The organism is Streptomyces sp. NPDC006368, assembly GCF_040612535.1.
GTDB lineage: Bacteria > Actinomycetota > Actinomycetes > Streptomycetales > Streptomycetaceae > Streptomyces.
On the sequence record NZ_JBEXQK010000032.1, the window covers coordinates 63,589 to 72,614 of the forward strand.

At 66.6% G+C, this 9,026-nt stretch carries 10 protein-coding genes and 1 pseudogene; 5 read left to right on the forward strand and 6 right to left on the reverse strand.

The window, feature by feature from the left end; genetic code table 11:
- Positions 1-264 precede the first annotated feature (264 nt).
- From ABZZ38_RS22150 to ABZZ38_RS22160, 3 genes are all read left to right on the forward strand, one after another.
- Complete coding sequence (locus ABZZ38_RS22150) at positions 265-537, forward strand: hypothetical protein (protein WP_356742589.1); 273 nt, start codon at positions 265-267, stop codon at positions 535-537.
- 245 nt (positions 538-782) lie between these two features.
- Entirely contained in the window at positions 783-1,298 is a 516-nt protein-coding gene (locus ABZZ38_RS22155) for a hypothetical protein (protein ID WP_356742593.1), read from the forward strand.
- A 145-nt stretch (positions 1,299-1,443) separates the two neighbouring features.
- The gene (locus ABZZ38_RS22160; RefSeq protein ID WP_356742596.1) at positions 1,444-1,743 is read left to right on the forward strand and encodes a chaplin; all 300 of its coding nucleotides are present in this window, start codon (positions 1,444-1,446) and stop codon (positions 1,741-1,743) included.
- 77 nt (positions 1,744-1,820) lie between these two features.
- Here ABZZ38_RS22160 and ABZZ38_RS22165 read toward each other — a convergent pair whose 3' ends face one another.
- Together ABZZ38_RS22165 and ABZZ38_RS22170 are read right to left on the reverse strand one after the other, a co-directional pair.
- Positions 1,821-2,687 carry a tyrosinase family protein gene (locus ABZZ38_RS22165; RefSeq protein WP_356742600.1) on the reverse strand — a complete coding sequence of 289 codons (867 nt, stop codon included), beginning with the start codon at positions 2,685-2,687 and terminating at the stop codon, positions 1,821-1,823.
- On the reverse strand, positions 2,671-3,051 hold the full coding sequence (locus ABZZ38_RS22170; RefSeq protein WP_356742603.1) for a tyrosinase family oxidase copper chaperone: 381 nt from the start codon (positions 3,049-3,051) through the stop codon (positions 2,671-2,673). Before ABZZ38_RS22170 ends, ABZZ38_RS22165 begins: the two co-directional genes overlap by 17 nt.
- A gap of 154 nt (positions 3,052-3,205) precedes the next feature.
- On the opposite strand from ABZZ38_RS22170, the gene ABZZ38_RS22175 reads away from it, so the two are divergent.
- Together ABZZ38_RS22175 and ABZZ38_RS22180 are read left to right on the forward strand one after the other, a co-directional pair.
- Complete coding sequence (locus ABZZ38_RS22175) at positions 3,206-3,715, forward strand: DUF5949 family protein (RefSeq protein ID WP_356742606.1); 510 nt, start codon at positions 3,206-3,208, stop codon at positions 3,713-3,715.
- A 65-nt stretch (positions 3,716-3,780) separates the two neighbouring features.
- A complete protein-coding gene (locus tag ABZZ38_RS22180) occupies positions 3,781-4,359 on the forward strand; it encodes a vitamin K epoxide reductase family protein (RefSeq protein ID WP_356742620.1) in 579 nt (192 codons plus the stop codon).
- Between the two features lie 300 nt (positions 4,360-4,659).
- On the opposite strand, the gene ABZZ38_RS22185 is transcribed toward ABZZ38_RS22180, so the two are convergent.
- From ABZZ38_RS22185 to ABZZ38_RS22200, 4 genes and pseudogenes are all read right to left on the reverse strand, one after another.
- On the reverse strand, positions 4,660-5,340 hold the full coding sequence (locus tag ABZZ38_RS22185) for a hypothetical protein (protein WP_356742610.1): 681 nt from the start codon (positions 5,338-5,340) through the stop codon (positions 4,660-4,662).
- Positions 5,337-5,897, reverse strand: a complete 561-nt coding sequence (locus tag ABZZ38_RS22190) for a hypothetical protein (protein ID WP_356742613.1) — start codon at positions 5,895-5,897, stop codon at positions 5,337-5,339. Before ABZZ38_RS22190 ends, ABZZ38_RS22185 begins: the two co-directional genes overlap by 4 nt.
- Positions 5,898-6,129: 232 nt before the next feature.
- Positions 6,130-8,553 (reverse strand): DEAD/DEAH box helicase family protein, encoded by a 2,424-nt coding sequence (locus ABZZ38_RS22195; RefSeq protein ID WP_356742615.1) that lies wholly within the window; start codon positions 8,551-8,553, stop codon positions 6,130-6,132.
- Positions 8,550-9,026, reverse strand: a pseudogene (locus ABZZ38_RS22200) (hypothetical protein); the annotation flags it as partial. The pseudogene ABZZ38_RS22200 and the gene ABZZ38_RS22195, both read right to left, overlap by 4 nt.

The following is a 9,026-nucleotide window of genomic DNA, read 5'->3' on the forward strand; positions in this document are numbered from 1 at the left end:
GCCCCGTCCCGGCCGTCCGGATGCCCGAAGAACCCTGTTGGCCCAGCCCTACTGAGCCAACAGGGTTCTCCTCTTGCCCGTTGATCGGAGAATAGGACCGCATTTCATCATTCGGGTGCAGTACCGAGAATTCCGCCCTCCCGGAGTTTCCGCCGCTCGGGGGGCTCGTTACAGAGGGCAGGGCGCCACACGGGGGACCTTCCAAGTGACCTGCGTGGGGCGCGCGTTGTGAACCCACGCCATTCCAGGAAGGACTCACCACCCATGAAGCCCACGAAGGTTGCCGCGGTCGTTGCCGGTTCCGTGATGGCTCTGGGCGCGGCCGCCCCGGCCTTCGCCGCCGACAGCCTCACCCCCTCCAGCCTGAACGGTGCGGTCGACACGCTGGGCAAGCGCGGCCTGGCCGAGGCGGTCCCCTCCGACGCGGTGAGCAAGGCGGCCGACAACAACCTCGTCGGCAAGGTGACGGACACCGCGGGCAACCTGAAGCCGAAGGACAAGGCGCTGCTCGGGGGGCTCCCGCTGGGCGGCAAGTAAGCGCTGCCCGCGGCACCGTACCGGGGCCGGGGCGGGACCGACGACGTTCCCGCCCCGGCCCCTTTCGCCTCTCGCCGCCCGTTTCGCCGGCCCCATCGCTTGCCACATCGTTCACCACACCGCTTTTCCCACCGGCCGGCCCCTGCCCCATTGCTGCATCCAGGCGAATTCTGACGCTTTTCCCGGCGTGTGCTCGTTCACCCGGTCAGCAACGTACTCACAAGTCCCGGAAGGCGTACGCAGCAATGAACCCGAAAACTCAGGCCGGCGTGGGCATCGTCGTCACGGCCCTCGCCTCGGCGGCCATGGCCGGCTCCGCGGCCGCCGCGCCGGCCGTGCCCGTCGACCTGCCGTTGCAGCCGCTGGGCATGGTGCTCCCCATGGCGCCGCCGGCCGTCAACACCGGCGTACCCATCCCGATGCCCGGCGCCCCCGTGGGCCTGACCACGCGCACCGACGGCCGGGTTCAGCCACTGCTCCTGCCGCAGGTACCGGTGGCGGGCACGGTGCCGGAGACGCTGATCACCGCCACGCTGCCCACCGTCATCGAGAACCAGCCGGTGACCCAGGCCCTGCTGTCGACGCCCGCGTCCGATGTGGGCACCACGACGCCCGGCGCGCGGGTCGAGGCGCCGACCACCCTGCCGCACGCGGAGTCGTTCGGTCTGCCCGCCATCGCGCTGCCCGAGGCCGGGGTCCTGCCGCCGATGGCGACCGGCGCCCTGGAGTCGCACCTCGGGCTGGCCAGCGCCGAGGACTGACCCTCACACACGCCCAAAAGGGCGACATTGGGCGCGTAATGCTCCCTTCAAGCGGTTCTGCCCGTTACCTCCCCCAAGCGATCACGTTGTAGGGGCGTGACGGCCGCAGGCCCGCGGTCGGATTTCCATGTACAAGGAGATTGTGATGTCTCGCATCGCGAAGGCTGCCCTCATCATCGTCGGCACGGGCGCTGTCGCCATGAGCGGAACCGGTATGGCGGTCGCCGACGCCAAGGCGGACGCCGCCGCCGTGAACAGCCCCGGTGTCATCTCCGGCAACATCGTCCAGGTGCCGATCGGCGTGCCGATCAACCTCTGCGGCAACACCATCGACCTCATCGGCATCCTGAACCCGACCTTCGGCAACGTCTGCATCAACGACGGTGGCAAGAAGGACAAGCAGAAGACCGACAGCGGCTACGGCGTCGGCAGCTACGCCCACTGACCGCGCCGCGGTCGCACGCACGCATTCACGATCCCCCGGCCCTCCCCGGCCGGGGGATCGCGCGTGCTGGCCGGGGATCAGGCGTACCGGTAGACCCGGTGATGGGCGGCGACGGCGGCCGGTGTGACGTCCCACGGGGGCATCCGCTCGTCGCGGGCGACGATCCGCCGGTGCTGGTCGGATCCGCGCCGCGGCGGGGTGGCGGGCAGGTAGCCGGCGCGCGGGTTCCTGCTCTGCCAGCGCGACCAGAGGAGATCCACGAAGGCGTGGTGCAGCCAGAAGACCGGGTCGTTGACCGACCCGCCGCCGAGCATCAGCCCCCCGACCCAGCGGTGAACCCGATTGTGGTTGCGCCAGCGGCCGTTGCCGCGCTCGGATGTCCAGCCCTCCAGCGCGTTGCGGAAGCCGGTGCGGCTGGTCGAGTTCCAGGGGGCGGAGTCGTAGACCGTCTCGTCCATCGCCCGGGCCAGCTCCCCCTTGGTCGGCAGCTCGATGGGGCGGGCCGGGTTGCCGAAGTCGCGCGTGAGGAAGCGGTGGTCGGTGACACCGACCTCGATGGTCCAGTGGCCGTTGACGTACGCGAAAGGTCCCGTCATCACCTGCAGATCGCCACGGCGGCCGTTGCCGCCCATGAAGTCCTCACTCCACAGGGACGCGGCCGGGGTGTTGTCCCGGGTCCAGTCCCAATAGGGCACGGTCACCCCGGGATCGACCTCCCGCAGGGCCCGCTCGAACTCCAGCAGGTACTGCCGGTGCCACGGCAGGAACGACGGCGCCATGTGCGCGACCCGCAGCCGCCGGTCACCGTCGGAGCGGTAATGCTCGATGTGCGTACGGACGAAGTCGTCGTACCGGCCGGCGCGTTTGAGCGCGAGTACGGCGGCGACGAACCGCTTGCGCTCGGCCGCGGACAGATCTCGCTGGTTCTTACGCGTGTACACCATGGGAGCCTCCTTCGGACAGCCGTGCCGAGCCCAGTTCGTCCACGGCCGCGCGGGTCGCCGCGAGCGGCGTCGGATACCCGCTGTAGTGGTCCACCGGGCTGAGGTAGCCGCCGTCCGCGCACCGCATCAGATGCAGACGCCGCCCGTCGACCCGCACGTCGAGCCCACCCCCGTACAGCCGGCGCGTCGCCCGGATTCGCCGCCCCCTGTACATCTCGTCGAAGGCATCGCCCTCGTCCTGCCGCAGGGCCTCGTGCCGCCGGCGGGGCCTGGTGACGATGGGGGCGAGCGTGCCGCCCGTGAAAGCCGCCACGGTGAGCGTGAACAGCGCCCGCAGCGCCGTGCGGCGTCCGGTGACAATCATCGGTGAGCTCCTTTACGAGTCTGGCGGCGACGTCGCCCGCACAACGAACCCGTTCGAAAACCGTTCCGGAGAGTGAAGTGAGGCATCCGAGAATCCGCCATACGGGTGAAAATGTGTCGGAACACCCATGACAACACCACTAATATCCGGCGGCATGACCTCTTCCACCGCCGAATCGCCGGGCCGACAGCGTTCCCTTCTGGGAACCCTCGCTGTCATCGCGTGGACCGATGAACCGTCCCCCGACTCCGACACCCCGGGGACGCCGTTCCTGATGGTGTACTCCCTGGGCAACGGCGACCAGGGCCCCGAGGCCGGCGCGCAGGCGATGCGGGCCGAACTGGAGCGGCTCGGGCTGTCGATCGGCGACCGGCTGACCGACCTGGCCCGCGAGCCCCGGATCCCGTTCACCCTGCTGGTGGAGGCTCAGCGCGCGGTCCTCGACCTGCCGTTCATGAAAGCGCAGTGCCCGGTCCCGCCTGAGTGGGAGAGCAACGCGCACAAGACCGGCACCGCCTACCTGATCGTCGCGACCCGCCCGTGGCCCGAGGCCGTGGCGGGGCGGGAGGTCAGCGCGGACCGGCTGCGCGCCTTCGTCTCCGACGAGCAGCTGCTGCAGTCCAGCGCCCACTGCCTGCTGCCGGTCCGCAGGGTCCGATCCTGATCGGCACCGGGATGACGACGACAACCACGGAGACGGGCGTCTCCACCGCCCGGTCCGTCCCCACCATGACGACGGGGGCGGGCCGGGCGTTCGCGTGGATGCTGGTGGTGACGGGCGCGGCGGGCCTGCTGGCCGCATGGGTGATCACCCTGGACAAGTTCAAGCTGCTGGAGGACCCGACGTTCCAGCCGGGCTGCAGCCTGAACCCGATCGTGTCCTGCGGCAACATCATGAAGAGCGAACAGGCCGCCGTCTTCGGGTTCCCCAACCCGATGCTCGGCCTGGCCACCTACGGCATGGTGACCGCGATCGGCGCGGCGCTCCTCGCCGGGGCGCGCCTGCGCCGCTGGTACTGGCTCGGCCTGAACGCCGGCACCCTCTTCGGCGTCGGCTTCTGCACCTGGCTTCAGTACCAGTCGCTGTACGTGATCAGCTCGCTGTGCCTGTGGTGCTGCCTGGCCTGGGCCGCGACGATCGTCATGTTCTGGTACGTGACGTCCCACACCGTCCGCGCCGGCCTGCTCCCCGCACCCCGCGCACTGCGCGCCTTCCTGGACGAGTTCACCTGGGTCCTGCCCGTCCTCCACATCGGGATCATCGGCATGCTGATCCTGACCCGCTGGTGGGACTTCTGGACGAGCTGAACGGGCGCGGCCGACCGAGCGCCCCACGTATCCCCGCCAAGCACGAAAAAGCCCAGGTCACTTCGGAAGTGACCTGGGCTTTCGGCTGAGCCGCCTTCGGGATTCGAACCCGAGACCTACGCATTACGAGGGCCCGCAAGATCATCCCGGGTGGTGCCGGACGATGCCGCAGAATCCCGTTTCCCCAGGTCAGAGACGCCCGACCGTGATCACCATGACGCCCGGTCCACCCTAGTTCCACCCAGTCCGCTCACGCAGCGCTCACGCAGATCGCAACCGACGCAGGATCGATCGACTGCTTCAGATCACCGTTGAGGGCGAGTGCTTGTTCAGGTAGCTCTTGAAGGTCTTTCTGATCTCTCCCTGCAGGTACCCCGCCTGCGGTGAGTTGGGCACTACATCACGCTCGAAGCCCCGTTTCCGAGCATCGAGGTACCTCACGATGCTTGGCGAGCCGATGTTGGAGACGAAGAGCTCGCTCTGGGTACGGATGTCAGCTCGCAGACCCTCGAAGTTCCGTGCCAGCCCGATGCCGAGGTTGGACACGTAGTACTTGCACTCGACGATGAGGATGCTCTGACTTCCTCGCGGCGCGACGTCCTGCTCACGGCTCAACGCCGCTTCCTCAGCAGGCAGCACCAAAACGTCGCATTCATGGAGGACACCCGACGAACCGGTCACAAAGACGCCAAGGTGGACTTCAAGGGCGGGGGCGCCATCGAACTCGATCACGGCATGAGTAAAGGGCTGGCTGTCCCCGTATAGATGCCCAGGCCCTGTTCGAAACACAAGATTGTTGACCTTAGCCCCATGGACGTCTTCGTAGGTGACGGTGGCACCATGCCGACTCGCAGTAGCCACGATCAGCGAGAAGACGAAACCTTCATAGACATCGGACGGCTTCGAGGCTGCGTCGTACGAAAGCGCCCCCGCGGCCAGAAAGCTCTTAATCTCCCCGATCAATTGATCGACCGCAGTCACCTCTGCACCTCCCGCGACACTTCAGCTACCAGGTGACTGACACGCTCGCGGCGTTCCATAGGTACCCGGTCCGCCATGATCTCCGTCCAGCTGCGACTTGACCGAGCGCCTTCGGCGGGTTCGAACACGACTCCCTCAGCCACGCTGCGGCGACCGTCATCACCGTCAGGCTGTGCCCAAAGCGTCTTTAGTGTCTCGAGTTCGATCTCAGGCAGCTCAACAAGCACCCGCCTCACCGCATCAAGTAGAAGCTGGACACGTTCCTGGTCCGTCATGGCCCGCGTAGCGATAACCAGCGTCCCTCGCTTACGGGACGCCTCGTACTCGCTGGCGCCGAGCAGGTTCCGATCGACAGCCTCGTAGCGGAGGGCCGCTGCAGCCGGCGTTGCCCCGCGGGACTCCTCACCACGGCGCTGGGGACGGCGGCGAAGGATCTTCTCCTCCGGCACACCTGCTGCGATCGCGGCATCGACATCATCGAGAACCCAGGCCAATGCGGTTCCTTGTAGCGCTTCGCGGAGCTCCTGCTCAGTGCGGCGCAGTTCGAACGGGTTCATGCCCCCCCTTGCCTAGAAGAACTAAGACCGTTGATGCTCACCGCCTTGTGGCGCGCCTGTCACTCGTGACGGGCGCGCCATGCAGAGTTCTGACGACTGGACGGTGGTGTCGCCGCCTGGAATCGCCAAGCAGGCAGGGCGCCGTTTCCCCAAACCAGAGGCGCCCGGCCTCGAACAGCCTGACGCTGGGTCCACCGTCGTGCCGCCCAATCCACTCACGCAGTAAGGATGCTCATTCCGGCTTGGCAAGCGCGATCAAGGACTCCCACGACCCCTTGGCGTCCTTGATGATCTTCTCGGTCGCGAAGATGTACCGCCATGTGCCGAACTCGCCATAGTCCCGGACGAAACGTGCCCAATCCTCGGCAGCTCGCCGCTTCTCCAGCACCTCGGGATCATTCGCTCGATCGTTGGCCTTGCCCTCCACGACCCAGTACGTTCCCTCGCTGTCGAGGACGATGAAGTCCGGGTAGTACTTCTTCCCGTTGTCCCGCTCGATCCAGATGGGGCCGGGGTCGTAGTTGCGCAGCCACCACTGGACGCTAGGGCTCGCGTCGAACAGGTGCGCCAGGGCGTACTCAGTGCTGCCGGCGTCAAAAGAGGCAACCGGTTCGACCGAGTGCTCCCAGCCCTCGTACCAAAGGTCCTTACGGAAATCCGCCCATTTGCTGACGACGTTCGAGGGCATGGGCGGCGGGGGCACAGTCGGGACGTCTACCGGCCGGAAAGCGTAAGTGGGCTGGAGCTTACGGGTGTCGTAGGCAGTCTTGACCAACTTGCCGAGGGCAGTGGCTGCCTGGGCGGCACGCAGTTCGCTCCACTCGTGTTCCTGGTCTTCCGCGGTGACGCCAGCTCCCGCCAAGAACTCGCGGACAACACGTTCGGCCGCTCGGGATTCGGCAAGCGTCTCCTCCACGTATCCGATGTTCCAGATCCGCCCAAAGAGATCGTTGCGGAGCTCAGAGATCGAGATGAACTTCTGGGTGGCGTCAACCGATTCGGCTGCCGTCACGAACGTGCCCACCTTGCTGTCCAGGCCGCGCTGGGCGTCGACCGCCTGCCGCACCAACGGGACCTTGAACTCGTGCTTGTATGCGGCACCCTCAGACCGCGCGGCCGCATTGTCGATGTAGCTGAAGGAGAAACGAACAGGAAGAATCTCCCGCTCACGCCTGGGGAAGCGGATCGTCGGTGCACCGGGGACCTTGGTGCGGAGCGTTGCAACGGCCTTCGCGTCCCGCTTGCCTTGGGACATGACAGCGTCAAACGACTCCACATGCAGCAGCGGAGAGCCGTCCACCAAGTCGTCGCCGATGACACGCGGGCGCGACGTAAAGGTCAGGATCTGCTGCTCATCGCCGCTGCTCGGCTGGTTCGCAACAGGGGCCGGCTGCGGACGGTCCTTGTCCAGGTCACCGCCGTCAGCGGGCAGAACCTGCTGCAGCAGCGCGTCCTTATTGGCCAGCAGTTGCCGGTAGGACTCGTGGGCAACAAGGTCAACTGTGTCCACCATGGGAGTGCCGACCCTCCGCCCGTAGGGCAGCCGCAGTCCTCGGCCGAGGACCTGCTCCGTCAGAGTCTCCGAAGCAAGAGCTCGCAGGCCGACGATCACCCCGATGTTCTTGACGTCCCAGCCTTCCTTCAGCTTGTTCACCGAGACCACGACGCGTACCGGCGAGTCGGCCTCTTCCACCGCAGCCAGGGCCCGCAGTGCGGTGTCGCTCGACTGCGAGGTGATGGTGAGCACTTGTCCCTCGCCGGGAAACATGTCATCGGCTGTCAGCCTGTTTGCGACGCGCTCGGCGTCAGGGATGTCACGGCATACCACGAACAACACGGGGTGCACGGGGGTCCTGCCCTGTGCTTCTGCCCAGGCAGTCCATGCGGCGTCCTTTATCCGCAGCAGGTGGCAAGCGTCGGCAAGGACCGTACTCTCGTCCTTCCGGCCATCCGGGCGGTAGACGATCACAGGGATCTTCACGAAGCCGTCGGCAATGGCCTCGGCAAGGGAGTACTGGAAGATCGGCTTAACACCTGGTGCAGGTGTCGCGGTGAGTCCGACGACCGCCCGCGCGCCCAGTTCTTCGATGGCCTGGTTGAATGACTTGGCTCTTGAGCTGTAGACGTGGTGCTCGTCCGCGATGACGACGAGGTCCTCTACCTGCTGAAGGTGCTGGTAGAGACCCGTGCCGATGAACTCGTCTCGGGCCCGGACTTTTCTGGACGTCTTGTCGCTGGGCCGGATCAACTGCTGCACGTTGAAGACGAACAGCTTCGTGATCGTGTCGTCGTGCAGGGCGTCGCCCACCTGTCCCCGGGAGAAGTTTTCCGAGGTGATCACCAACGGCTCGGCATCGCTGCCGTTCACGAACTTCGCATGCCCGGGAGTGAAGTTGGCGACCGTCTTGTCCTGGATCGTCGTCCCTGGCGTGACGACCAGGATGTTCCGAACTCCCTGGGCTGCCAGGTAGTCCACCAGGCCGGCAAGGATGTACGTCTTGCCGACGCCCGTCGCCAAGTCACACACCACTTCGCGGCCGTTCCCGTCCGCGATCGCTTCGGCAACCGCGCGGACGGCCGCTGCATTGGGTGCCCGAAGGTCCAACCTCGCGGCGATGTCGTCCACGAGCGAGGCGTCGTAGTCGATCCAGGTCATCGCACAGCCTTCCCGCGACGCACCAGATCGCGAGGCGCCTTAAGCACCTTGGAACCTCGGCTCAGCTCCGCAACGAGACTCTCAGCTTCGGGCGTGATGCCCCTGCCGACGATCACTGCTCGTTCTCCCTCGTCCAAATGCCCAATAACGCCTCGGGCCACAACCTCGTCCACGACGCCGTCGACAACGGCCAGCCGGGCACGTCCCTTCGTGCCGCAGAACGGCCCACCGTCCGCGCTGTCATACATGAAGCCCAACTGGGCTGCGACGACGGCAGCAAAGTCTTCGCCCTTGACCCAATCCGCGAGGAAGACTCGGCCATCGGCGATCTCGAACGCGGACGGCGATGCCTTGAGGCTCCTGAAGCCGCCTCCGCCTTCCCATCCAACGGTCTTCGTGATGCCCCCCGGGTCGGCCATCCCGCGCCGTACCGCCTCGCGGTCACCGTCGCTCAGCGCGGCGCACACCCACAG